Source organism: Bradyrhizobium sp. JR4.3 (assembly GCF_040547695.1).
GTDB lineage: Bacteria > Pseudomonadota > Alphaproteobacteria > Rhizobiales > Xanthobacteraceae > Bradyrhizobium > Bradyrhizobium canariense.
The window spans coordinates 38,344-61,893 of record NZ_JBEPQF010000029.1 but is presented as its reverse complement, the minus strand read 5'-3'; the positions used below and the strand labels follow the sequence as shown (position 1 = coordinate 61,893).

General features: G+C 64.9%; 19 protein-coding genes. 10 read left to right on the top strand and 9 right to left on the bottom strand.

Annotated features, from left to right (window positions below):
• Positions 1–204 precede the first annotated feature (204 nt).
• The 4 genes from ABIB91_RS32325 (at position 205) to msrA (ending at position 3,715) form a co-directional block, all read left to right on the top strand.
• Positions 205–1,518: an epoxide hydrolase family protein gene (locus tag ABIB91_RS32325; protein ID WP_354170508.1), complete on the top strand. Its 1,314-nt coding sequence runs from the start codon at positions 205–207 to the stop codon at positions 1,516–1,518.
• A gap of 61 nt (positions 1,519–1,579) precedes the next feature.
• The gene (locus ABIB91_RS32320; RefSeq protein ID WP_354170510.1) at positions 1,580–2,428 is read left to right on the top strand and encodes an enoyl-CoA hydratase/isomerase family protein; all 849 of its coding nucleotides are present in this window, start codon (positions 1,580–1,582) and stop codon (positions 2,426–2,428) included.
• A 196-nt stretch (positions 2,429–2,624) separates the two neighbouring features.
• A complete protein-coding gene (locus ABIB91_RS32315; protein WP_007601290.1) occupies positions 2,625–3,047 on the top strand; it encodes an OsmC family protein in 423 nt (140 codons plus the stop codon).
• 152 nt (positions 3,048–3,199) lie between these two features.
• Positions 3,200–3,715 (top strand): peptide-methionine (S)-S-oxide reductase MsrA, encoded by a 516-nt coding sequence (msrA, locus tag ABIB91_RS32310; RefSeq protein WP_007601292.1) that lies wholly within the window; start codon positions 3,200–3,202, stop codon positions 3,713–3,715.
• 49 nt (positions 3,716–3,764) lie between these two features.
• Here the strand turns inward: msrA and ABIB91_RS32305 are convergent, their stop codons facing one another.
• Positions 3,765–4,325 carry a TetR/AcrR family transcriptional regulator gene (locus tag ABIB91_RS32305; RefSeq protein WP_245286012.1) on the bottom strand — a complete coding sequence of 187 codons (561 nt, stop codon included), beginning with the start codon at positions 4,323–4,325 and terminating at the stop codon, positions 3,765–3,767.
• A gap of 216 nt (positions 4,326–4,541) precedes the next feature.
• Here ABIB91_RS32305 and ABIB91_RS32300 point away from each other — a divergent pair, with 216 nt between their 5' ends.
• The 3 genes from ABIB91_RS32300 (at position 4,542) to ABIB91_RS32290 (ending at position 8,203) form a co-directional block, all read left to right on the top strand.
• Positions 4,542–5,687, top strand: a complete 1,146-nt coding sequence (locus ABIB91_RS32300; protein WP_354170513.1) for an HlyD family secretion protein — start codon at positions 4,542–4,544, stop codon at positions 5,685–5,687.
• On the top strand, positions 5,684–7,180 hold the full coding sequence (locus ABIB91_RS32295; RefSeq protein WP_354170515.1) for an MDR family MFS transporter: 1,497 nt from the start codon (positions 5,684–5,686) through the stop codon (positions 7,178–7,180). Before ABIB91_RS32300 ends, ABIB91_RS32295 begins: the two co-directional genes overlap by 4 nt.
• A gap of 84 nt (positions 7,181–7,264) precedes the next feature.
• Positions 7,265–8,203: an aldo/keto reductase gene (locus ABIB91_RS32290; RefSeq protein ID WP_007601300.1), complete on the top strand. Its 939-nt coding sequence runs from the start codon at positions 7,265–7,267 to the stop codon at positions 8,201–8,203.
• Between the two features lie 23 nt (positions 8,204–8,226).
• Here ABIB91_RS32290 and ABIB91_RS32285 read toward each other — a convergent pair whose 3' ends face one another.
• Positions 8,227–11,064, bottom strand: coding sequence for an ATP-binding protein (locus tag ABIB91_RS32285; RefSeq protein ID WP_354170518.1), 2,838 nt, complete (start codon positions 11,062–11,064; stop codon positions 8,227–8,229).
• A 297-nt stretch (positions 11,065–11,361) separates the two neighbouring features.
• On the opposite strand from ABIB91_RS32285, the gene ABIB91_RS32280 reads away from it, so the two are divergent.
• A complete protein-coding gene (locus ABIB91_RS32280) occupies positions 11,362–12,351 on the top strand; it encodes a Bug family tripartite tricarboxylate transporter substrate binding protein (protein WP_354170519.1) in 990 nt (329 codons plus the stop codon).
• Between the two features lie 6 nt (positions 12,352–12,357).
• Here the strand turns inward: ABIB91_RS32280 and ABIB91_RS32275 are convergent, their stop codons facing one another.
• The 7 genes from ABIB91_RS32275 to ABIB91_RS32245 all read right to left on the bottom strand — a co-directional run bounded on the left by ABIB91_RS32275 (position 12,358) and on the right by ABIB91_RS32245 (position 20,679).
• Entirely contained in the window at positions 12,358–13,497 is a 1,140-nt protein-coding gene (locus tag ABIB91_RS32275; RefSeq protein WP_354170521.1) for an MFS transporter, read from the bottom strand.
• A 1,193-nt stretch (positions 13,498–14,690) separates the two neighbouring features.
• Positions 14,691–15,923, bottom strand: a complete 1,233-nt coding sequence (locus tag ABIB91_RS32270; protein WP_219678700.1) for a Zn-dependent hydrolase — start codon at positions 15,921–15,923, stop codon at positions 14,691–14,693.
• Positions 15,916–16,701, bottom strand: a complete 786-nt coding sequence (locus ABIB91_RS32265; protein ID WP_354170523.1) for an ABC transporter ATP-binding protein — start codon at positions 16,699–16,701, stop codon at positions 15,916–15,918. The genes ABIB91_RS32270 and ABIB91_RS32265 overlap by 8 nt, the downstream gene beginning before the upstream one ends.
• Positions 16,698–17,471 carry an ABC transporter permease gene (locus ABIB91_RS32260; RefSeq protein ID WP_027519414.1) on the bottom strand — a complete coding sequence of 258 codons (774 nt, stop codon included), beginning with the start codon at positions 17,469–17,471 and terminating at the stop codon, positions 16,698–16,700. Before ABIB91_RS32260 ends, ABIB91_RS32265 begins: the two co-directional genes overlap by 4 nt.
• Positions 17,472–17,544: 73 nt before the next feature.
• Positions 17,545–18,489 (bottom strand): ABC transporter substrate-binding protein, encoded by a 945-nt coding sequence (locus ABIB91_RS32255; RefSeq protein ID WP_354170525.1) that lies wholly within the window; start codon positions 18,487–18,489, stop codon positions 17,545–17,547.
• 106 nt (positions 18,490–18,595) lie between these two features.
• On the bottom strand, positions 18,596–19,324 hold the full coding sequence (hutC, locus tag ABIB91_RS32250) for a histidine utilization transcriptional repressor HutC (RefSeq protein ID WP_354170527.1): 729 nt from the start codon (positions 19,322–19,324) through the stop codon (positions 18,596–18,598).
• The gene (locus ABIB91_RS32245) at positions 19,321–20,679 is read right to left on the bottom strand and encodes a formimidoylglutamate deiminase (protein WP_354170529.1); all 1,359 of its coding nucleotides are present in this window, start codon (positions 20,677–20,679) and stop codon (positions 19,321–19,323) included. Before ABIB91_RS32245 ends, hutC begins: the two co-directional genes overlap by 4 nt.
• A gap of 99 nt (positions 20,680–20,778) precedes the next feature.
• Between ABIB91_RS32245 and hutI the strand changes: the two genes are divergently transcribed.
• Positions 20,779–21,993 (top strand): imidazolonepropionase, encoded by a 1,215-nt coding sequence (hutI, locus tag ABIB91_RS32240; RefSeq protein ID WP_354170531.1) that lies wholly within the window; start codon positions 20,779–20,781, stop codon positions 21,991–21,993.
• Positions 21,990–23,549: a histidine ammonia-lyase gene (gene hutH / locus ABIB91_RS32235; protein WP_007601333.1), complete on the top strand. Its 1,560-nt coding sequence runs from the start codon at positions 21,990–21,992 to the stop codon at positions 23,547–23,549. The genes hutI and hutH overlap by 4 nt, the downstream gene beginning before the upstream one ends.
• The last annotated feature ends 1 nt before the right edge of the window (position 23,550 follow it).

Genomic DNA, 23,550 nt, shown 5'->3' with positions numbered 1-23,550 from the left:
ATCGCGCGCCGTGTTGCTTTGGCGGCGACCATCGTGGATCGCCGCTTGCTCTGCTCGGCGTCGCGCGGCTCGCAACGGCTAACGCGGTCTAACAACCCATAACGAGCAAATTGCCAGGGCCTGCGCCAATCTCTCTGCATGACGAACCGAGGCGTTGATGTCGAATTCGGTCAGCGTCACCGACCAAAGCCAGGGAGATCGAACATGACCACGCAAGCACGTATCGACATTCTCAATCCAGACCGCCGTCAACTGTTGAGCCAGGCCGCGATGACCGCGGTTGCCGCAAGCGTATCGAGCCTGTTGCCGCTGCATTCCGCCAAGGCTGGCGTGAGTGGGGCGGTTCGCCCGTTCCACGTCAGCGTGCCCGAGCAGGATCTGGTCGATCTTCGCCGCCGCCTCGGGGCGACGCGCTGGCCGGATCGTGAGATCGTTGTCGATCAATCGCAGGGCGTGCAGCTGACGACGGTGCAGCAACTCGCGAATTACTGGCAGAACGACTACGACTGGCGCAAGATGGAGGCGCGGCTGAATGCCTTGCCGCAATTCGTCACCGAGATCGACGGCGTCGACATCCACTTCATTCACGTTCGCTCGCGTCACGAAAACGCGCTGCCGATGATCGTCACGCATGGCTGGCCCGGTTCGATCATCGAGCAGATGAAAATCGTCGGCCCGCTCACCGACCCCACCGCACACGGCGCGACGGCGGCGGACGCCTTTGATCTCGTGATCCCGTCGCTGCCCGGCCACGGCTTCTCCGGCAAGCCGACGGAGCTGGGCTGGGATCCCCAGCGCGTCGCGCGCGCCTGGATCGTGCTGATGAAGCGGCTCGGCTACAACCGCTATGTCGCGCAAGGCGGCGATTGGGGCAATGCCGTGACGGAGCAGATGGCAGTGATTGCGCCGCCCGAGCTGCTCGGCATCCATACCAACATGCCCGCGACCGTTCCGGACGACATCGCCAAGGCGCTTCAGCCCGGCGGATCGCGGCCGTCGAACCTCTCGGCCGATGAGCGCTACGCTTACGATCAGCTCGATGACTTCTACAAGCACGGTCTCGGCTACGCCATCGAGATGTCGAACCGGCCGCAGACGCTCTATGGCCTGGTGGATTCGCCGGCGGGCCTCGCGTCCTGGATGCTCGACCACGATGCGCGCAGCACCGCGATGATCGCCCGGGTGTTCGACGGCAAGGCGGAAGGGCTGTCGCGCGATGACGTGATCGACAACATCACGCTCTATTGGCTCACCAACACCGCGGTGTCCTCGGCGCGGCTGTACTGGGAGAACAAGCTGGTGTTCTTCGAGCCCAAGCACATCAAGATCCCGGTCGCCGTCAGCGTCTTCCCGGACGAGATCTACGCCGCGCCGCGCAGCTGGACCGAGAAGGCCTATCCGAAGCTGATGCACTACAATCGCCTCGACAAGGGCGGCCACTTCGCCGCCTGGGAGCAGCCCGCGCTGTTCTGCGCGGAAATGCGCACCGCCTTCCGACCGCTGCGTCAGTCGATCTGAGACCTGCGGGGACGCGCACTTCCGCGCGTTCTCATTTTTCCCCACAGACAGGAATGCAATCATGAACCGCCCCGAACGCACCTTCACGACCGACCAAATCCGCCTGGAACGTCGGCTGCCGTCGTATTGGCGTGTCACCTTCGACATGCCCCCGGTCAATATCTTCGGCCCCAAGCAGCTTCCGCTTCTCGACGACGTCGTCACGGCGATCGAGACCGATCCTGAGGTGAAGGTCGTGGTGTTCGACAGCGCCGTCGAAGGCTTCTTCATCACGCATTACGACTTCCTCGCGCCGCTGGAGGATTCGCTTCGTATCCCGCCCGGGCCGACCGGCCTGCAGGCACTGCCCGACATGCTGGTGCGTCTCAGCCGCGCGCCCGTTGTTTCGATTGCCTCGATCAGGGGCCGCGCGACCGGCGTCGGCAGCGAGCTGGCGCTCGCGAGTGATATGCGCTTTGCCAGCCGCGAAAAGGCGATTCTGTCGCAATGGGAGGTGGGTGCGGGCCTAGTGCCCGGCGGCGGGCCGATGGCGCGGTTGCCGCGCCTGATGGGCCGCGGCCGCGCGCTCGAAGTTCTGCTCGGCGCCGATGACATCCACGGCGATCTCGCCGAACGTTACGGCTACGTGAACCGGTCGTTGCCGGATGCCGAGCTCGACAGCTTCGTCGAGGCGCTGGCCATGCGCATCGCGTCCTTCGACAAGGAGGCGATTGCCGAGACCAAGCGCCTCGTCGACGTCGCGAGCCTGCCGCCGGATGTCGAGATCAAGCCGGAATGGGACGCGTTCCTGGCCTCGCTCAGCCGCCCCGCGAGTCAGACCCGCATCAAGGCGCTGATGTCGCGCGGCTTCCACCGCGCCGGTGACGTCGAGAACCGGCTCGGCTTCCACGTCGGACAGATCGGTAACTAGAGCGTTTTCGAGCAAAGTGGATACCGGTTCGCGTGAAGAAAACGCGTCAAAGCAAGAATCAAGTCCCGTTCGGAACGGGACTTGACGGAACCGCTGCGGCGCTCGGCCGGTTGGAATTGGCGACAGGCGGTCGTGCCAATGTCGCTTTCCTTCGGTACCGAGCGCCGGTGCTAAAAAATCAACCAGGAGAATTGAGATGATCCGCAAGGCAACAGCAGTCTGGAAGGGCACCGGTCGGGACGGGACCGGTCAGCTATCGAGCGAATCCGGCGTGCTCGCTGCGACGCCCTATTCCTTCAAGACCCGCTTCGAGAACGAGAAGGGCACCAATCCCGAGGAGTTGATCGCTGCGGCCCATGCCGGTTGCTTTACCATGGCGCTGGCCTTCGGCCTGCAGCTCGCCGGCTTCACTCCTGACGAACTCTCGACGGAAGCCGCGGTCACGCTCGAGCCGGAAGGCAAGGGTTTCAAGATCAGCAAATCGGCGCTGACCTTGCGTGCCAAGGTGCCGAACCTCGACGATGCCGGCTTCGCCCGCATCGCGGGCGAGGCCGAGAAGAACTGCCCGGTGTCGAAAGTGCTCAACGCCGCAATCACGCTCGACGCTAAACTGACGTAGGGCGCGCTCTCATTGTGTCTCCATCCGGTTCTGGAAGCTTGCGCCTCGCGAGAGGAGCTGGATGGACAAATGCCTGGCTTTCGGCTGAGCCGCCAAAAGCATAGGATGCGACGGATTCAGAACGGACAGACGGATCAATTGGGAGTGGAGATATGACAACGGAACGCGCAGTTTTAGCCGGAGGCTGCTTCTGGGGCATGCAGGATCTGATCCGCAGGCAGCCGGGCGTGATCTCGACCCGCGTCGGCTACACCGGCGGCGCTGTGAAGAATGCCACCTACCGCAATCATGAAGGTCATGCCGAAGCGATCGAGATCACCTTCGATCCCGCCAAGACCAGCTTTCGGACCATGCTGGAGTTCTTCTTCCAGATCCACGATCCGACCACGCTCAACCGCCAGGGCAATGATTTGGGCACGAGCTATCGCTCGGCGATCTTTTATACCAGCGACGAACAGAAGCGCATCGCAAAGGATACGATTGCAGACGTCGAGGCGTCCGGTCTCTGGCCTGGCAAGGTCGTGACCGAGGTCGCGCCCGCGGGCGAGTTCTGGGAAGCCGAGCCGGAGCACCAGGATTATCTCGAACGCTATCCGGACGGGTACACCTGCCACTTCATCCGCCCCGACTGGAAACTGCCGCGGCGCGGGGCTGCAGCGGCAGGCTAGAGCTGGTCGTCGTTATTGTCGGGGAGAGCCATGCCCGAAATCCGCGAGATCACCGCCGGCATCCGCAGAGCACATCGACCGCTTTTCGGGCCATCTCCCTCAGCTCGGAGCGGCGGGCGCCGGCACGGGCGCGAATGGCGATGGTGTGCATCGTGGCTGAAGCGAGAATGGCAAGCGCCGCTGGATCGGCGTCGCGCTTCAACTCGCCCTTGTCCTGCGCAAGGCGGAAGCGGGCTTCGAAATCGGCATCGATCATGCGCAGTCCCGCCGCAACGCTACTCCGGATCGCGGCATCTTCAGCGACTTCGGTCACCGCCGTCCCCACCACGAAGCAGCCGCGCGCGGCTCCCTTTCCGGAAAAGTAGATCGACAGCGCCGCGTCATAGGCCAGCATCAGCGCTTCGTCCAAGGGATGGTCCCCGGCGAGAGCCTCACGCGTTGCCGCAAGGCTGATCTCCCAATAACGCGCGAGCGCCTCGAGGTAGAGCGCATGCTTGTTGCCGAACACCGCGTAGAGGCTCGGCGGACTCATCCCGGTCGCGGCAGCGACCTTGTCCAGGGAGGTACCGGAATAGCCCGTCCTCCAGAACGTCTCCGTTGCCCGCTTCAAGGCGGTCTCTGCGTCGTAGGCCGGTGGCCGTCCCCGGCGCGCCGGGCTCGTTTCGCTCTTTTTCCGTGCCATATCGTCAGAACCCCGGTTGCCCTGTTCCACACGTATATTTGTATGGATCGTTATAAAAATCAAGGGTCGCAGCCTTGATCGCCGCGTTGGAGTGCAATATTTGTAACGAGCGTTATTAAATAGATTGAACCCGAGGATCTTCCGATGCGTTTCGATTTCGCGCCAATCGCCGGCGGGCTCGGCGATGGCAGCAGCTTCCGCCCGAGCGAGGCTGCCGCGCAATGGTTCGGGGCAGGGCTCGGCAAGCGGCTGCGACGGCCGCTGATGCTCGCGCTGCCGATGGCGGTGGCCGTGGTTGGCGCCTTCGTCTATCTGGCGCAGGAGCAATATGTCTCGACCGACGACGCCTTCGTGCGTGCCGCCAAGGTGACCGTCAACGCGCGCGTTTCGGGCCAGGCGGTCGAGATAGCCGTGCGCGACAACGAGCGCGTCCGGCGGGGGCAGGTGCTGTTTCGCATCGACCCGGAGCCTTATCAAATTGCCGTCGACCAGGCCGAGGCGCGCCTCGGAAGTGCGCGGCTCCAGATCGAGTCCCTCAAGGCGACCCATCGTCAGCAGCAGGCGGAGCTGCAGTCGGCCAAAGAGACGGCTACCTTCGACGAGCGCGAATTCGACCGCAAGAAGATGCTGGTTGCCTCCGACTTCACGCCACGCGCGGTCTATGAACGGGCCGAGACGGACATGAAGGTCGCTCGCCACCGCATGGCGTCGATCGAACAGCAGATCGCCAACACGATCGTTGCCCTCAACGGCGATGCCGATATCGATGTCGACCGTCATCCGACCGTTCGCGCGGCCAGGGCACAGCTCGACCGTGCGCGGCTGGATCTCTCCTACGCCACCGTGACGGCGCCGGACGACGGCATCGTGACCAAGGTGGACGATCTCCAGATCGGCGGCTTCGTCAATGCCGGGGCAACGACGTTCTCGCTGCTGTCGAGCCGGCACGTCTGGGTCGAGGCGAATTTCCGCGAGACCGGCTTGACCCACATGCGCCCAGGCCAGGAGGCGACGATCGACGTCGATGCCTACCCCGATCGCAAGTTCAAGGCGCACATCGTCAGCATGAGTCCGGGGACCGGCTCGGACTTCTCGCTCCTGCCGCCCGAGAATGCGACGGGAAACTGGGTCAAGGTCGTGCAGCGATTGCCGGTGCGCCTGGAGCTCGACGATCTCGATCCGAACCGGCCACTGTTCTCGGGCATCAGCGTGACGGCGCGGGTCGATACAGGCCATCGCCGCAGCTGGCCGCATCTGCTCCAACCGGCGCCTGCAACGGAGGGCAAATGAGTACGCCCCTTCCATCGACCACGGCGTCCGGCGGTCATCACGCGATCGCCGCGGCCGCACTCATGGCGACCTACATGCAGGCCGTCAACATTTCGATACCGAACGCGGCGCTACCCCATATTCAAGCGACGCTCTCGATGGCCAATGACGAGGTCGGCTGGGTGTTTTCCTCCTATATCGCGGCGAGCGCCGTGACCATGTCGATCACGCAATGGCTGGCGGGACGCTACGGCCGGAAAGTGGTCTATCAGGCCGCTGTCACGATCTTCGTCTTGGGTCTCGCCCTCGACACGCTGGCGACGACGTCGATTCAGTTCGTGCTGGCGCGAATCCTCCAGGGCGCGGCGAGCGGACCGCTGGCGCCGCTCTCGCTGGCGATCCTGCTCGAGGCGACACCGCCGGCGCGACATGCGCGCATGAACTTGGCCTGGACCGTCTGCTCCCTGCTCGGCATCAGCAGCGGCCCGGCCATTGGCGGCTGGCTCAGCGAATATTACGGCTGGCCCGCGATCTTCTATTTCAGCCTGCCGATGACGGGCTTCATTTTCCTGACGATGGCTCAGCTGCTCGGCGAGAAGCGGGCGGAGCGGAGCCAGCCCTTCGACTTCTTCGGCCTGACGACGTTCTCCGTCGGCATGATAGGGTTGCAGATGTTGCTCGACCGCGGGGAGCGCCTCGAATGGTTTGCCTCGACGGAAATCTGGATCGAGGCGGGCGCCTCCGTGCTCGGCTTCTATCTCTTCGTCGTGCACGTCATGACGACAAAGGAGCACTTTCTCCGCACGGCGCTGTTCAGGGACCGCAATCTCGTGCTCTCGACGGTCATCTCCTTCGCGGTTGGCTTCGTGCTGCTGCCGACCCTGGCCCTGACGTCCCCGATGCTGGAGGAATTGCTCAACTACCCCGTTGACACCACCGGATACATGACCGTTCCGCGCGGCGTCGCGCTGGTGGGAGCGCTGGTGCTGACGAGCCTGGTCCCGGCGCAGATCGACTACCGGCCGTTCCTCGTGGGTGGAATGACGCTGGTGGTCTATGCCAACTGGCTGATGCTTGGCTATTCACCGGCGATGGATTGGCGGCCGGTGGTCGAGGCCGGCCTGCTCCAGGGAGCGGGCCTCGGCATGTTGCTGCCCGCGCTCGCCAGGGCCGCGTTCGGCACGCTCGATCCGAAGCTCCGCCCGGAAGGCAGCGCGCTGATCAACCTGTCGCGCCTCTATGGCAGCACCATCGGCATCGCGGTGGTCCAGCTCTTCTTCTACGCCAACACGCAGGCTGTGCACGTCGCACTCGCAAAGAACCTCACGCCCTACCGAGTCGCTGCATTCGTCGGGGGGCCGATCGCGAAGCCAAGCCTTGCCGCCCTCAACGGCATGGTCACGCGTCAGGCGGCGACCGTCGCGGTCATCGACCAGTTCGAGATCCTGATGCTCGCCATGCTCGTCGTGATTCCGCTCGTGTTTTTTCTCCGTAAGCCGCGGCCGACCGGTTAACGCCTGGAGCCGTGGAATGACATCGCATCGAATACCTCGTCCCTCGCTTTTGAGGGAGCCGAGGACAAACAAAGGAGTATGAGCATGACTTCGTCAGATACGCTTCGTTATACGAGGATTCCAACTCATCAATCCGGGACGATTCCCGCGGTGGGATTTGGCACGCTCATTCCGGATCCGCTCGTGACCAGGCAGGCCACCAAGGCTGCATTGGAGGCCGGATTTCGACACCTTGATTGCGCGGAGCGCTATCGCAACGAGGAAGCGGTCGGCGATGCGCTGCAGGAGACGTTCAAGGAGGGAACGCTTCAGCGCAAGGACCTGTTCGTTACGACGAAGCTATGGAACACCAATCATCGGCCGGAACGGGTCAGGCCTGCCTTCGACGCCAGTCGCCGGCGGCTGCAAGTCGACGAGATCGATTGCTACATCATCCATACGCCCTTTGCCTTTCAACCCGGCGACGAACAGGATCCGAGAGATGAGCACGGTCGGGTCATCTATGATTCAGGGGTTACGCTGGCGGAGACGTGGGGGGCGCTGGAGCGCCTGGTCGACGAGGGGCACTGCAAGTCGATCGGTCTGTCGGACATCACCCTGGACAAGCTGCGCGAGATCGTTTCGGTCGCGCGGATCAGGCCCGCCATGGTGCAAGTCGAATCGCATCCGTATCTTCCCGAGTGGGACCTGCTCGACTTCTGTCGAGAGCACGGGATCGTCTTGCAGGCGTTTGCAGCGCTGGGGCACGCGATGAAGCCGAACGTCCTGGCCGATCCGGTGATCACTGCCATCGCGGAGCGTTTGCACAAGACACCGGCCCAAATTGCGCTGGCGTGGGCCGTCCAGCGCGGCACCGCTTTCCTGACGACTTCGACCAATCCCCGGCGCATCCAGGAGAACTTCGATATTTCGGCTTTGCCAAAAGACGCCATGCGAGAGATGAGGGACGAGATCACGACAAACATCAGGTTCAACACGGTCGTCGAGACTGGCGTGCCCGGATTCATTCCGCGCGCCGGATGAATCGGCGCCGGCCAGCCGACTCGTCAAGCTCGGAGCTGCTCGATCAAATCGTGGGCGCTGCGGATTTCGGCGATGCCGGCACCTTCGGTGAACGGCCGGCATGCGCGTTCCAGAATTGCCAAGGCCTCCTTGGTCTGGCCAGCGCCGATCATGTACCGCGCCAGGCTGACCGCGCTTCGCAGCTCCCAGAAGCGCGCGCCTTGCTGGCCGGCAATGTCCATGGCCTCGCGAAAGCGCGGCTCGGCGTCTCCTGAATGCCGGGTGCTCCTGAGCATCAACTCTCCCTTGATGCGGATCAGCTCCGGCAGATACCAGAGCTCCTGCCGGTCGTTGCAGCGGGTCAGGACATCCTCGATCACGTCGAGGCCGCGATCGACCTGGTCGGCCTCTCCGGAACACGCGGCGAGCTCGCCGAGCAGGGGCAGAAAACGCGGCAGGAAGCGCGCATCGCCGGCGCGATTGAGCTCCTCGCGCAGCAGCGGAAGGCCGGTCGAGTCGCCGCGTTTGACCATGACTGCGGCGTTGAAGGCCCTAGCCCACAGGCCCCACAGCCGGATCGCGTGGCGCTCGGTGTGTTCGAGCAGCTCGGCGCCGTGACGCTCCGCGGCGTCGAAATCGCCGGACCAGAAGGCGATCGGACAGGCGGCTTGTCCGAGTACGCTGCAGAAGGTCAGCGCGTGGCCATTGGCGCGGCCTTCCTCGATGTTCCTGGCGGTGAGGGCCTGAGCCTGATCGGCCAGGCCCTGAAGCCACAGGATGCGAGCTCGAAAATATTGGGTCGAGATTCTCAGATCGAGCGGGAAGATTTTCGGCTTCTCCGCCAACACATGCAGCGATGCATTGACCCGGTCGATGCGTAGCCGAGCTTCGTCCTGATCCCCGAGATAGTGCAGCGCTACGGCCATCAGGCGGTCGCCCAGCATGACGTCGGTCCTGTCGGACGAGTTCGCCGCTGCGTTCGCAAAGCGATCGGCGAGCGCACGGGCCTTGCCGAACTGTCCGTTGTTGAACTGGTCGATGCACAAGCCCCAGAGCGCGCGCAGCCGGAAATCCTTGTCGTCGAGCCTGTCAGCCAGCTCGAGGGTCGTCTCGAGGATCGGCCGCGCCTCGCGCGCGCGGCCCTCGCCATACATCAGCGACCAGCCGAGTGCCGACAGGAGCTGCATGCGGATGCGGTCATCGTCGGCGGTGTCTCCGAGCGCTGCGAGTGCCGTTCTGCTGCGCTCACGGCATTCCGCGAACAGTGAAAGACGCACCCACAGCGTGATCGCGGCCGCCGTCAGCGCGATGCCGAGTGTCGCCTCGCCGTCGGGCCCGAAGGCCCAGTCCAACGCCGCGCGCACATTGTCCAGCTCCGCGCCATAGATGCTCAGCCATTCGGGCAGCGGCGTCGAAATATCCGCCTCCGCGCGCTGGAATAAATCGCGAAAATGCTCGGCATGACGCCGCGCGAACTGCCTGGCTTCGCCGAGCTCGTTGAGTTTTCCGTATGCATAGGTGCGCGTGGTGTCGAGCAGCCGATAGCGCAGCGTCCGCGAGCCGGACGGCGAGATCAGCGACTTGGTCACCAGGCTGTCGATTGCTTCGAGGGTCTCGGATGCGTTGAGGCCGTCACCGGACGCGACCGCTGCCGCCGCCTCCGGCGCGAAAGGCCCGGCAAAGACCGACAGGCGTCGCAGCGTGGCGCTCTCCACAGCGGGCAGAAGGTCGTAGCTCCAGTCGAGAGCCGCAGCGAGTGTCTGGTGTCGCGGCACGGCGGTGCGCCGGCCGCGCCATTGCAGGGAAAAGCGGCTGTCGAGCAAAGATGCCGTGCCGGCGATGCCGTAAGCATTGACGCGGCCCGCCGCGAGCTCGATCGCCAGCGCGATGCCGTCGAGGCGCCGGCAGATGCTCGCGACGAGGGGCGCCTCTTCTGCGCTGAGCTGAAACGGTCCCGAGCTCTGCGCAATGCGGTCCACAAAGAGTTGAGCCGCGGGATAGGCAAGAACCTCGTCGACAGCAAGCCCTTCGCGCTCGGGCGGACAATCCAGTGGGAACAGCCGGAAAATCCGCTCGCCTTCGCTCCGGAACGACTCGCGGCTGGTTGCGAGAACACGAAGCTGCGGTGCTTCGCGAACGATGTGCTCGACGAGAGGCGCCAATTGATCCAGCACATGTTCGCAACTGTCGAAGATCAGCAGGGCCGGGCCGATCTTGAGGAAAGTCAGAAGGGCCGGCGTCGGATCTTCCGCGCTGATGGTCAGTCCGAGCGCCGAAGCAATGGTGGTCGCGATGTGACTGGCATCCCTCAGCGGACCGAAATCGACAAAGAAGACTCGCCCGCCGAAATCCTGGGAGCGGCGATGCCCGACGGTGACGGCGACCGAGGTCTTGCCGATGCCGCCCGGGCCGACGACGGTCATGAAGCGATAGAGGGAAAGTCCGTTCGAGATCTTCTCGATGACATCTTCCCGGCCGACCATCCTGGTTAGCTGAGCGGGCAGGGAGCGGGGAGGGGCGGTTTCGGCCGCGAGCGGGGCGGCTGGCGCAGCTGCTTGAGCGAACGAGGCGACAAAGCAATAGCCGCGGCCCGGCACGTTAACGACGTAACGGGCCGACTTGCCGGTATCGCCGAGCGCTTTGCGCAGCGCCGCGACATGGAAGCGCAGACTGCCCTCGTCGACATTGACGCCGGCCCAGATGCGCTTGACCAGCTCTCTCTTGTCGACGACTTCTCCGGGGCGTCCGGCAAGGAAGATGAGAATGTCGAGCGCGCGGCCGCCGACATGAAGCGGCGCCCCCTCCTTCTCCAAGAGCCGGGACTTCGGAAACAGTCGAAATGGCCCAAAGGAAATGGCCGAGTCTTCGCTACGATCTGGCACGCGCCATCGCCCCCTCGAAGGGAGTCAAAAGGTATTACTTTTTGGTCTACCAGAACGAGGCGTACAGTAAACTGGCCGAAAGCAGTGGGCAGGGCTGGCAGCCCTGCGTGGACGGCTTGGGTCGGCTCGCTCGCCCGAATAACGCTTGGAAAGTAAAGAGTTAGGCCGATGTGACAATGCGATGACGCCGAGGCTCGTCCGGATGGAGCATTGACTGCGATGCCGGATTGCTGCGATGGCATGGTCCGGGAGCCGGTCCCGCCACCACATCGATTGCCGACTTCCGGAATTTCCAACATGGCCTCTTTCACGCGGCGACAATTCGTGCACGCGTTGACAAGCGCAGCGGCGCTCCCCGCGCTTCCCCGCAGCGGACAAGCCGCCGACTATCCGTCTCGTCCCATTCGCCTGGTGATTCCCTACGGACCCGGCGGATCGGGTGACCAGATCGCGCGCCCCTGGGTTGACAGGATGCCGTCGCTGCTGGGGCCGACCTTCGTCGAATATATCGGCGGTGCGGGCGGCGCCATCGGGACCGCGGCGGTCGCACGCGAGGAGCCCGACGGCTATTCGCTGCTGCTCGGCAACGGCAGCACGCAGGTCATCATTCCCATGACGTCGGCGAATCCCGGATATTCGGTTGCCGATTTCCGCGCCATCTACCGGCTGATCAACAGCGCGCTGGTTTTCGCCGTCAATCCTTCGGTGCCTGCCGCAAACCTGCGCGAGTTGATCGCCTATGCGAAAGCCAATCCGGGAAAGCTGTCCTATGGCACGCCGGGGATCGCCACCGGAAACCATCTGGTCGGCGAATCCTTCAAGCAGCAGGCCGGTGCGCTGGACATCGTCCACGTGCCCTATCGGGGCATCGCGCAGGCGACCAACGATCTCGTCAGCGGCCAGATATCGCTCGTCATTGCCGTCATGTCCGTTCAATTGCAGCAGCTGGCTCAAGCGGGGAAAGTCAGGCTGCTCGCGGTCACCACCGAAACGCGGCTGAGCGGCGCGCCGGAGATCCCGACGGCCGTCGAATCCGGCATGCCCGGCATCCGGTATGAGGGATGGTTCGGTTTGTTCGCGCCGAAGGACACCGATGATGCGATCATCGACCGGATCGCGCAGGCGACGCGGCTCGCCATGGCCGAACCGGCGCTTCTGGCGGGCTATCGCGCTCAGGGCATGGAGCCGGACAACGATTCAAGTCCGGACAAATTCCAGCGCATCGTCGAGGCCACATCCGCAAGCCTCGCGCCCCTGATCAAATCGATCGGGCTGAGCAATTTGTGAGGCCGCTCAGCCGTCGGCGCGCGTAACCATGCGCGCCGTCAGCGTGACGAGGCCCATCAGCGCGGCCAGGAGCCAGAACGCCATCGGCAATCCGCCAAAGCGTGCCACGAAGCCGACACCGGCGGGGCCGACGAGAACGCCGGCGTAGCCGGCGGTCGTGATCGCCGCGACGGCGAGCCCCGTGGGCATCACCGTCTGCCTCGCCGCCCGGCGGAACAGCACCGGCACGAGGTTCGATGCGCCGAGGCCGATCAGCAGGAAGCCGGCTATGGCGACCGCCACGACGGGAGCCGTGAGCAGGACCACGAAACCCGCGATCGCAATCAGGCTGCCCCAGAACAATGTCGTGCGGTCTCCGATGCGTGCGACGACGGCGTCGCCGCCGAGCCGCCCGATCGTCATGGCTACCGAGAACACGATGTAGCCGATCCCGCCTTGCGCTTCGGAAACGAGACCCGCGCCGATGACGAGCAAGGCGCCCCAATCGAGCATCGCGCCTTCGACCAGGAAGGTGATGGCGCAAAGCAGCGCGAGCAGGAGCACGGCGCCATGCGGCAGCACGAACAACGGCCCCTCCTGCACCTGCACCGAGCGAAGCAGCCGCGGCCACGCCGCCAGCATCGTGATCAGCATCAGGACGGAGCAGATCAGCGTGCAAGCGAGCGCGCCGAGTTGCAGCGAGAGTAGTGCGGTCATCAGCGCGGCCCCGGCGAAGCCGCCGATGCTGAACAGCGCGTGGAAGCCGGACATCAGCGGACGTCCTGCGGCGCGCTCCACCTCAACCGCGTGGATGTTCATGGCGACGTCGATGGAGCCGAGCGCGGCGCCAAATGCGAAGAGTGCCAGCGCGAGCGTCATGGACGAGCTCGCGATTGTCAGCAGAGGCAGGACCAGGGCAAGACCGAGCCCGCCCGCAATGATGATCGGCTTGCTGCCATAGCGCGCGCTCAGCACGCCGGTCAGAACCATCGCGACGACCGAGCCGATGCCGAGGCTGAGCAGGAGCAGTCCGAGGATGCCGTCGTCGACGGCGAGCCGCGCCTTCGCGAACGGCACCAGCGGTGCCCAGCACGCGATGCCGAAGCCCGCGACGAGAAAGGCAAGCCTGGTCGCAAGGCGTGTCGCCGGCCCATCGGCAGAGGACATGGGAACTCCGGGGAGGGGAAGCAGGGCAGGGGCAATCGACAAGCCTCGCAATTGTCGCGTCTTTATGTCCGCGGCGGACTCGGATTGTCGCAGGCGGCCCGTGGGGCGGACGGAACGCCAGTGCCAACCAAGGAGTGAGGCTTCGTAGCCCGGATGGAGCGCAGCGCAATCCGGGGCCGCTCACGCGGCATTCGGCACCGTCCCGGATTACGCTTGCGCTCCATCCGGGCTACCGGATCTTGCTGTGTCGCTCCCCCTGTCAATTCGCCGCCGCAAAAATATTCCACTTTACCGAAATTCGGTTTTGGCGTATGTGTTGCTCATCCCGGCTCATCCTTGAGGGGCGATCTTGTGGTCGTCACGTTCGCGAGCCGGGCTTGCGGTGGACGCGGCAGCGTTCGGGTACGAGTGGCTAAGGGCAGGGCGGATTGCTCTCCGTGAGCCCGAGGCTTCGTTCCGACGAGCGGCGCTGCTAGGCTTCGTCTCGTCTGTAAGTTTCCGGCTCCGTCGACAGGGCTGGAAAAACTGCGGCGAAATGGCGGGCCGTGCGTACGGCAAAACCGTGTGGTCCTGGCCGTCGTTGCTACGGTCAAGCCCTGGCGAATGCGGCATCTGCGTCAACCGGCGCGGTGCCGGTGAATTTCGCGAAGGCGAGGGAGGCCAGCAGGAACTCGGCTCCCGGGAGAGCACGGCATAAGCCGTCCAACCATCGCGCAGGGAAGGCCGAGTGATTGGCTACACCTGTATGCTGCTGTGCGGTTTCCTTGCGCTACATTTTCGCGCAGCGGACCGCGGGTGCCAGCCGGCACCCGGCCTTCCCTGCGCCCTCTTGGACAAGAGGGTGAAGTGACCAAGCAAAGCTCGGGCGAAACGCGCCGCGAGGATGCGAAGCTGCGTCTGCGGCTACACACTCCCTGTCATCGCCCGGCTTGACCGGACGATCCAGTATTCCGAGACAGTTATGATTGAACCGAGAAGCCGCGGCGTACTGGATTCCCCACTTTCGCGGGGAATGACAGTGGTGCTGGGAGGACGAAGCCGTCACCTCATACTCCGTCATTGCGAGCGCAGCGAAGCAATCCAGTCTGCCGCCACGGAGAGATTCTGGATTGCTTCCGCCTTCGCTAAAGCTTCGGCGGACAAGTCGCTTCGCTCGCAATGACGATGGGGAGAGGGTGGGTCGGCGCGCCGTTCTAGCCGCCGAGTATCCGCCTGCAAGCGTCGACGAACACCTGGGCTCCGGTGATGATGTCGACCTCGGCGGTGTTCTCGGTCCAGTGATGGCTGATGCCGCCGATCGACGGCACGAACAGCATGCCCGCGGGCATGACGGCCGCAAGCATCTGCGCATCGTGGCCGGCGCCGCTGGGCATACGGACGGACCGTCCGCCGGCGACGGCCTTGGCCGCGGCTTCGATAGCGTCCTGAAAGCCCGAATTCATCATCGCGGGCGCGCCAGTGCGAATCTTCTCCACCGTGACAGTGCAGGGACCCTTCGCGCTGGCCTCGTCCGCCATGCTCCGCAGCAGTTGCTCCAGCCGCGCGATGACGGAAGGATCGTCGTCACGGATCTGGAACAGCATTTCGGCACCACCTGGAATGATGCTCGGCGCGCCCGGATCGAGCGTGATGCGGCCGGTGGTCCAGACCGTGCGCGGCCCGCAGCTATCGGGGAAACGTTCGTCGATCGCGACGCAGAACTTTGCCAGCGCCAGCCCGGCATCCTTCCGTGCAGCCATGCGGGTGGTGCCGGCGTGATTCTGCTCACCGGTGAAATTGATCTGGTATTGCCAGATGCCGACGATGGAGGTGACGACGCCGATCGCAAGGCGGCCGCTCTCGAGCGTGTCGCCCTGCTCGATATGGGCTTCCAGATATCCGACGTGCCGGCCCGGCTCGGCGGTAGTGCGCGGTCGTCCTGCGAGCCCCATGTCGGCGAGTGCGTCCCGCATGGTGCGGCCGCTGGTACGGTCGCGTGCGACATCAATGTCGGCCTCGGTCACTTGCCCGACATAGGAGCGCGAACCGAGGAAGTGTCCAAAATGTCCCTCCTCGTCGCACCAGGCGGCAAGTTCGACCGCACCTTCGAGCGAGGGATCGGCATTGAGCACGCGGGCCGCTTCGAGCGCGTAGACGACACCGAGCGGCCCGTCGAGCCAGCCGGCGTAGTTCTGGCTTTCGAGATGCGATCCCGCCAGCAGCTTGGGTCCCGACTTTGCGCTGGTGCCGAAGACATTGCCGATGCCGTCGATCGCGGCGGTGAGGCCCGCGTCGGGTAGCTTCTGCACCAGCCAGTCCAGCGAAAGCTTGTGCGGCTCGGAGAAAGTCGGCTTGTGCACGCCGGTCTTGTAGGCGCCGATGGCACGGAGCGCATTGAGATCGGCGAGAACCCGCTCGCCGTTTGCGCGTGAAAAGGTCTCAGGCATGCTCGGCAACCTTCAACGCCTCGGTGCGGATCTCCTCGACCAGCCGTTCCTTCAACTGGACGAATTCGGGCGTGGTCTTGATCTTGTAGGAGCGCGGATGCGGCAGGTCCACGTTGATCTCGGCCTTGATGCGGCCGGGACGCGCGCTCATGACGATGACGCGGCTGCCGAGGAAGATCGCTTCCTCGATGTCGTGGGTCACGAACAGCACGGTCTTCTGGTCGCGCTCCCAGATCGCGAGCAGCATTTCCTGCATCAGGGCTCGCGTCTGGTTGTCGAGCGCGCCAAAGGGCTCGTCGAGCAGCAGGATCTTGGGATCATTGGCGAGCGCGCGTGCGATCGCGGTGCGCTGCTGCATGCCACCGGAGAGCTGCTTTGGCCAATGGTTCTCGAAACCAGACAGGCCGACCTGGCGGATGAAGGCATCGGCGATCTTGTTTCGCTCCGCCTCGGGCACGCCACGCTCGCGCAGGCCGAAGGCGATGTTCTCGCGCACCGTCAGCCAGGGAAACAACGTGTAGGACTGGAACACCATGCCGCGATCGGCGCCTGGGCCGGTGACCTCGCGTCCGTCGAGGACCACGCGTCCGCCGGTCGGGCGATCGAGGCCGGCGACGATGCGAAGCAGCGTGGACTTGCCGCAGCCGGAAGGGCCAAGGATAGTAACGAAGTCGTTGTTGCCGATCACAAGATCGGTCGGCTCCAGCGCCCTCGTCGGGGCGTTGCCGTGGCGCGCGGGAAAGGTTCGCGAGACCTGTTCGATCTTGAGGATCGTCATGCGAGCCTCCAGGGAAACAGCCACGCGTTGAACGCCTTGAACAGGAAGTCCGAGACCAGGCCGATCAGCCCGATCACGATGATGCCGAAGATGATCTGGCCGGTGTTGAGCAGCGCCTGGCTGTCGGTGATCATGTGGCCGATGCCGGAGGAGGAGCCGATCAGCTCGGCGACGATGACATAGGTCCAGGCCCAGCCCAGCACCAGCCGCAGGATTTCCGCGATCTCGGGCGCGGAGGAGGGCAGCAGCACACGGCGGATGATGCCGCGGTCGCTGGCCCCGAGCGTATAGGCCGCCTCGACCAGGTCGCGCCGCGTGGTGCCGACGGTGACCGCGATCATCAGGATGATCTGGAACACCGAGCCGATGAAGATGACGAGCAGCTTCTGCAACTCGCCGATGCCGGCCCACAGGATCAGGAGGGGAATGAAAGCGGAGGCAGGCAGATAGCGCGCAAAGGAGACGAACGGTTCAAGGAATGCCTCGACCGGCTTGTAGGCGCCCATCAGCACGCCGAACGGCACGGCGATGATGGCGGCCAGTACGAAGCCGCCGACGACGCGCCAGATCGTCATGCCGATGTCGAACAGGAAGCCCTGTTTGACGATCAGATCGACGCCTTCCTGCACCATGGTCAGCGGGTTGGCGAGGAACACTTTCGACACGTGGCCGCCGAAGGTTGCCCAGGACCAGAGGGCAACGAACACCACGAAGAACGCAAGGCCGTAAGCCACGCGCTGCCTTGACGTCACGGGATCGAGGGGACGCATCAAACTGTGTATCCGGGTGGTGAACAAGTCTACCGTCCCCGCCGCGAGACGGGGCCGGCGGCTCCTGGGAGATTTACTTGATGTAGCTCGCGTCGAAGAGATCCTCGACCTTCGGCGCGGCCTTGATGATGCCGATCTCCAGCAGGAGGTCGGCAGCCTCCTTGTTGAAGGTCAGGAAGTCGCCGGCGAAGAATTTCTGGTTCGCGGCCTTGTCCTGCCAGCGCAGATACTTCGCCGAGTTGCCGAATGCCTCGCCGCTCTGCTTCACGTCGGCGCCCATGATCTCGTAGGCCTTGGCCTGGTCCTTGGCGATCATATCGAGGGCCTCGAAATAGCTGTCGGCGAGCGCCTTGGCGGCCTTCGGGTTCTCGGTGAGGAATTTCGGCGTGCAGCCGAACGTGTCCATGACCATCGGATAGTCGAGCGTGGTGGCGATGATCTTGCCCTTGTCGGGGGCGGCACGAACCGTCGACAGATACGGCTCGTAGGTCATCGCGGCATCGTTCTGGCCGGAGACGAAGGCCTGCGCGGCCGCGGCCGGCTCGAGGTTCACGACGGTGACGTCCTTCACCGACAGGCCGTTCTTCTTGAGCATCCAGGCCAGCGCGAAATAGGGCGAGGTGCCGGGCGCGGAAGCCGCAACCGTCTTGCCCTTCAGATCCTTGATCGCGGCGAGCTCGTTCCGCACGGCCATGCCGTCGGCGCCGTAGCTCTTGTCGAGCTGGAAGATCTGCTTGGTCGCGACGCCGTTGGCGTTCCAGGAGATCCAGGTCTCCACGGTCGTTGCCGCGCACTGGACGTCGCCGGACGCGATCGCGAGATGGCGATCCTTCTGCGGAATCTTCTTGATGGTGACGTCGAGGCCGTTCTTCTTGAAGATGCCGGCCTCCTTCGCCAGCGTCAGCGGCGCGAAGCCGGTCCATCCGGAGATGCCGACGCCGACCTTGACGTCGTCGGCGAGCACGGGGGTGGAGACCGTAAGCGCAATGACTGTCGCAAATACTTTCGAACTACGCATGATTGTCGTCCTCTTGCCGATCGATGGATTGACGTCCTGTTGATCTTGGTCGGTCCTCATGGACCTCTGCCCGAAACGTTGCACGATTTGTGCCGACATCGTCCTCTCAGCCTCCCCTGAATCGGGCGACAAGGCGGTGAGAGTCACCGGGATAGAGCAGCCGCACGGCGGTGATCGTGCGCGCGCTGCGCCAGGTATAGCGGTCGATCACGAGGCAGGGTGCGCCGACGGCGATGTCGAGCGCTTCGGCCGTGCGATCGTCCGCAACGATAGCGCTGATCGTATGCTCTGCCTCTGTCCATGGAACATGGTGAAGCAGCCATGAGCCGGGTGGCTCACGCGAAAAATCCGCGGTCGCCGCATCCGGCACCGACGCGAGATCGATCAGTCTGTCCTCGACGGCGAAAGGCACGTTGTCGGCGCTGTGGCGGCAGGTGATCGCGACTACCTTGCCCGCCTTCTTGACGCCGAGGCGGTCGCGGTCGGCAGCGGTTGCGGCGCGGAGCTTGCGACCGATCAGCTCGTAGCCGTAAGCGCGCCCAAGCCCGGTGATCTCTGCGCGCATGTCGGCGATCTTGAGCACGGCCGACTGGTGTTGCGGCCGGCGGACGAAGGAGCCGGCACGTCGCCGCCGCTCGATCAGGTCGGCTTGGGCGAGCTCCGACAGCGCCTTGTTCACGGTCATGCGCGAGCAGCCGTAGCGCGCGACCAGTTCGTGCTCGAACGGGATGCGATGGCCCGGCGGCCATTCCCCGGTCAGGATGCGCTTCTCGATGTCGGCGCGGATCCGTTTGTAGAGCGTCGGCTTGTCGGCGGCATCTGTGGCGAGGCTCATGCGACGAGCCTCCGGACCGACGCGTTGAAGCGTTCGCGTGCGGTCTGGCGCAGCCGGTGCCGTCCGCCCTCGACGACCTTGTCGCCGCCGGCCCAGACGCAATCGACCGCACAGCTGCCTGCGGCAAAGATCCAGCCGTCGATGACGGCGTCGCGCGCGCGCCCCGCCAGCGAGGGATGCGTGGTGTCGAGCGTGACGATGTCGGCGCGCGCACCTGGCGTGAGACCGACTGACATCTGTGCTAGTGCCCGCGCGCCGCCTGAAAGCGCATGATCGAACAGGGCGCGTCCCGTCGAGCGGCCTGCGCCGGCGGAGAGCACGTTGCGCTCGCGGTGCTTGAGCCGTTGGCCGTATTCGAGCTGGCGCAGCTCGTCGGCGACGCCGACCAGCACATTGGAATCCGTGCCAATGCCAAAGGCACCGCCGGCACCGACGAATTCGCGAGCCGAGAAAATGCCGTCGCCAAGGCTTGCCTCGGTGATAGGGCAGAGTCCCGCGACCGCGCCAGTCTTGGCGAATGCAGTGACTTCTTCATCCGTCGTGTGGGTCGCGTGGATGAGGCACCAGCGTCGGTCGACTGGCGCGTGCTCAAGCAGCCATTGCACTGGACGCTGTCCAGACCAGGCCAGGCAATCCTCGACCTCCTTCACCTGCTCGGCGGCATGAATGTGCACCGGGCCGCCGTCCGCGAGCGGAATGATCGCTGCAAGCTCGGCCGGCGTCACAGCGCGCAAACTGTGCGGCGCGATACCGATATTTGCGCCCGGCAATTGTTCAATCGCCTCGCGCGAGGCGCTCACGAGCGCGGCGAACTGATCAACCGTACAGATGAAGCGGCGCTGGTCGGCATGCGGTGCTGCGCCACCAAATGAGCCGTGCGCATAAAAACTCGGCAGCAATGTCAGTGCAATACCCGAGGCTTCGGCGGCCTGCGCGATGCGTGCGGCCATTTCGCCGATGTCGGCGTAGGGCGAGCCATCGCGGTCATGATGCAGATAATGGAATTCGCCGACGCGGGTAAAACCCTGCTCCAGCATCTCGACATAAAGCAGTGTCGCGACCGCTGCGACGTCGTCAGGCGTCATCGCCAGCGCGAAGCGGTACATCGCCTCGCGCCAGGTCCAGAAGGTGTCGGTGCTGTCGCCGCGCAGTTCTGCGAGACCCGCCATGCCGCGCTGGAAGGCGTGGCTGTGCAGGCTCGCAAGTCCCGGAAGCGCGATGTCGTGGTGTTCGTCCCCGGAGGCCGGGGCCACGCCCGGCGTCACCTCGGCGATCGCGCCGGCGGTGATCACCACCTGCACGTCATTGGCCCAGCCCGAGGGCAGGAGCGCGGAGGCGAAATGCAGTCGTGTCATGTTTCCATGCCGGCTGGACAGAACCGCGACACGATTATATGTCTAGACATATAAGTCAAGCATCCCAGGGCGCAGGGGCATCCGCGAAGGGACAGTTGCATGGCAGAGCGCTTCGACCGGATCTGGCATAACGCCCGGCTCGCCACGATGCGGGCCGACCGCCCCGATCTTGGTGAGATCGAGCATGGCGTGATCGCCGCGCGCGCCGGCCGTATCGTCTATGCAGGTGCGCAGACTGATTTTCCGGCGGATGCCGATGCAGCCGAACGGATCGATTGCGGAGGGCGCTGGATCACGCCCGGTCTCGTCGATTGTCACACCCATCTGGTCTATGGCGGCAACCGCGCCCATGAATTCGAGCTGCGCCTGAAGGGCGCGAGCTACGAGGAGATCGCGCGCGCCGGCGGCGGTATCGTCTCGACAGTGGCCGCGACGCGCAAGGCAAGCGAGGCCGAGCTCGTAGCACACGCGCTGCCGCGGCTCGATGCGCTGATTGCCGAGGGTGCCACCACGGTCGAGATCAAGTCCGGCTACGGCTTGGACACCGAGACCGAGATGCGGCAGCTGGCCGCCGCGCGAAGCCTCGGCCGTCAGCGGTCGGTCGCGATCCGCGCATCCTTCCTCGGCGCGCATGCGCTGCCGATAGAGGCGGAGGGCGACAAGGATCGTTACATCGATCTCGTCTGCAGGGAGATGTTGCCTGCGATTGCAAAGGCCGGCCTGGCCGATGCCGTCGATGCCTTCATGGAGGGGATTGCATTTTCCGGCGAGCAGACGGCGCAGGTGTTCGAGACAGCGGGGCGGCTTGGACTGCCGGTCAAGCTGCATGCCGACCAGCTCTCGAACCTCGGCGGCGCTGCGCTTGCCGCGAAATTCTCGGCGCTATCGGCTGATCACCTCGAGCACACCGACGAAGCCGGTGCAGCGGCGATGGCAAAAGCTAAAACGGTGGCCGTGCTGCTGCCCGGCGCCTTCTACTTCATCCGCGAGACCCAAAAACCGCCGGTCGAGGCGTTCCGCAAGCACGGCGTTGCCATGGCGCTTGCGACCGACTGCAATCCGGGCAGCTCGCCGCTGACTTCGCTCCTGCTTGCCATGGACATGGGCGCGACGCTGTTCCGGATGAATGTGGCCGAATGCCTTGCCGGCGTCACCCGGGAAGGCGCGCGAGCGCTCGGCGTGCTCCATGATACCGGCACGTTAGAGGCAGGCAAATGGTGTGATCTTGCGATCTGGGACATCGAGTGCCCCGCCGAGCTGGTCTACCGTATCGGCTTCAATCCGCTGCACCGCCGGGTGTGGAGGGGACAATGACGGAGAAGCGCGCGCCGATCGTCGTCAAGCCGGGAACCGTCGGCCTCGATGACCTCGCGCGCGTGCTCGAAGGCGCGTCTGTTGTTCTAGATCCCTCGTTCTGGCCGCGCGTCGACGCGGCCGCGGAGATCGTTGCAAGGGCCGCGCGCGCCGACGCTCCCGTGTACGGGATCAACACCGGCTTCGGCAAACTTGCCTCGAAGCGCATTCCGCCGGACCAGACCGCGCTGCTCCAGCGCAACCTCATCGTCTCGCATTGCTGCGGCGTCGGTGCGGCGACGCCCGAGCCCATCGTCCGCCTGATGATGGCACTGAAGATCATCTCGCTCGGGCGCGGCGCCTCCGGCGTGCGCCGCGAGGTGATCGAGCAGCTGCAGGCCATGCTGGCGCGGCGCGTCTCACCGCTGGTGCCGCAGCAGGGTTCGGTCGGCGCTTCCGGTGACCTCGCGCCGCTCGCGCATATGACCGCTGTGATGATCGGCGAAGGGCAGGCGATCGTCGACGGCAAGATCGTATCGGGCCGCGAGGCGCTCGCCGCGGCCGGCCTGCCGCCACTGACGCTCGGTCCCAAGGAAGGGCTCGCGCTGATCAACGGCACGCAATTCTCCACTGCCTACGCCGTCTCCGGCGTGCTGCGCGCATTTCGCCTGGCCCGCGCCGCGCTCGTCACCGGCGCGCTGTCGGTCGATGCGGCGATGGCCTCGACGGCGCCGTTCCGCCCCGAAATCCAGGCGCTGCGCGGCCATTCGGGACAGATCGCGGCCGCGGCAGCCTTGATGGCGCTGCTCGAGGGCAGCGACATCCGCCTGTCGCATCTCGAAGGCGACGAGCGCGTGCAGGATCCCTATTGCCTGCGCTGCCAGCCGCAGGTCGCAGGCGCGGCGCTCGACCTGATCGTGCAGGCGGCGCGGACGCTGATCGTCGAGGCCAATGCCGTCACCGACAATCCGCTCGTGCTGGTCGAGACCGGCGAGATCGTCTCCGGCGGAAACTTCCATGCCGAACCGGTGGCCTTTGCCGCGGATACCATCGCGCTTGCGCTGTCGGAAATCGGTGCGATCAGCGAGCGGCGCATCGCGACGCTGGTCGATCCCGCGCTCAATTTCGGCCTGCCGCCGTTCCTCACTCCCGATCCCGGTATCAATTCCGGCTTCATGATCGCCGAGGTGACGGCGGCCGCGCTCTATGCCGAGAACAAGCAGCGCGCGGCCGCCTGCTCGATCGACTCGACGCCGACCAGTGCCAACCAGGAAGACCACGTCTCGATGGCCGCGCATGCCGCACGGCGGCTGTCCGATATGGCCGACAATCTCGCTGCCATCCTCGGCATCGAGTTCCTGGTCGCCGCCCAGGGCATCACGCTACGCGCGCCGCACGCGACGAGTGCGCCGCTCGTTGCCGTCATTGCGGCACTGCGCGAGCAGGTAGCGCCGCTCGGCGCCGACCGCTACATGGCCGGCGATCTCGCCAAGGCTGCAGCGATGATCGAGGCCGACGCGCTGCCGGCTGCGGCGCTCGCCGTACTTTCAACTGACCCGTTTCCGACGCTTGCCTGAC

Excerpts from the sequence above, each read along its gene's own strand:
- hutI (WP_354170531.1), top strand. The coding sequence starts at position 20,779 with ATGGCAGAGCGCTTCGACCGGATCTGGCATAACGCCCGGCTCGCCACG.
- msrA (WP_007601292.1), top strand. The coding sequence starts at position 3,200 with ATGACAACGGAACGCGCAGTTTTAGCCGGAGGCTGCTTCTGGGGCATG.
- ABIB91_RS32245 (WP_354170529.1), bottom strand. The coding sequence starts at position 20,679 with ATGACACGACTGCATTTCGCCTCCGCGCTCCTGCCCTCGGGCTGGGCC.
- ABIB91_RS32295 (WP_354170515.1), top strand. The coding sequence starts at position 5,684 with ATGAGTACGCCCCTTCCATCGACCACGGCGTCCGGCGGTCATCACGCG.
- ABIB91_RS32260 (WP_027519414.1), bottom strand. The coding sequence starts at position 17,471 with ATGCGTCCCCTCGATCCCGTGACGTCAAGGCAGCGCGTGGCTTACGGC.
- ABIB91_RS32270 (WP_219678700.1), bottom strand. The coding sequence starts at position 15,923 with ATGCCTGAGACCTTTTCACGCGCAAACGGCGAGCGGGTTCTCGCCGAT.
- ABIB91_RS32325 (WP_354170508.1), top strand. The coding sequence starts at position 205 with ATGACCACGCAAGCACGTATCGACATTCTCAATCCAGACCGCCGTCAA.
- ABIB91_RS32280 (WP_354170519.1), top strand. The coding sequence starts at position 11,362 with ATGGCCTCTTTCACGCGGCGACAATTCGTGCACGCGTTGACAAGCGCA.
- ABIB91_RS32265 (WP_354170523.1), bottom strand. The coding sequence starts at position 16,701 with ATGACGATCCTCAAGATCGAACAGGTCTCGCGAACCTTTCCCGCGCGC.
- hutH (WP_007601333.1), top strand. The coding sequence starts at position 21,990 with ATGACGGAGAAGCGCGCGCCGATCGTCGTCAAGCCGGGAACCGTCGGC.
- ABIB91_RS32300 (WP_354170513.1), top strand. The coding sequence starts at position 4,542 with ATGCGTTTCGATTTCGCGCCAATCGCCGGCGGGCTCGGCGATGGCAGC.
- ABIB91_RS32320 (WP_354170510.1), top strand. The coding sequence starts at position 1,580 with ATGAACCGCCCCGAACGCACCTTCACGACCGACCAAATCCGCCTGGAA.
- ABIB91_RS32315 (WP_007601290.1), top strand. The coding sequence starts at position 2,625 with ATGATCCGCAAGGCAACAGCAGTCTGGAAGGGCACCGGTCGGGACGGG.
- ABIB91_RS32290 (WP_007601300.1), top strand. The coding sequence starts at position 7,265 with ATGACTTCGTCAGATACGCTTCGTTATACGAGGATTCCAACTCATCAA.
- ABIB91_RS32255 (WP_354170525.1), bottom strand. The coding sequence starts at position 18,489 with ATGCGTAGTTCGAAAGTATTTGCGACAGTCATTGCGCTTACGGTCTCC.
- ABIB91_RS32275 (WP_354170521.1), bottom strand. The coding sequence starts at position 13,497 with ATGTCCTCTGCCGATGGGCCGGCGACACGCCTTGCGACCAGGCTTGCC.
- hutC (WP_354170527.1), bottom strand. The coding sequence starts at position 19,324 with ATGAGCCTCGCCACAGATGCCGCCGACAAGCCGACGCTCTACAAACGG.